The following is a 275-nucleotide window of genomic DNA, read 5'->3' on the forward strand; positions in this document are numbered from 1 at the left end:
TATCTTGCTGTGGCAATTCTGTTTTCACGTTAATCAGCATGCAGTGTTGTCGGTAATCCCACGCAGTCACACCAATTCCAGCCAATTGACGAACTTTAGAGTTTGCACCATCAGCACCAATTACCCAGTTAGCTTCAAACTGCACCCCACTTTCTAGTGTCACAAGGTTTACATCTGCAAATTCAATGTCTTTTAATCGCTCGGGACACATCACGGTTAGATTGTCATACTGAGAGAAGACTTGCCAAAGACCCAATTGGATTTGGCGGTTTTCA

General features: G+C 43.6%; 1 protein-coding gene. It reads right to left on the reverse strand.

The genetic code is table 11. The features are described from left to right. The coding region (locus FTW16_RS03020) for an FAD-dependent monooxygenase (RefSeq protein ID WP_186728019.1) at nucleotides 1-275 on the reverse strand (275 nt) is incomplete at both ends.

It is taken from the genome of Vibrio sp. T20 (genome assembly GCF_007858795.1).
Lineage (GTDB): Bacteria > Pseudomonadota > Gammaproteobacteria > Enterobacterales > Vibrionaceae > Vibrio > Vibrio satsumensis.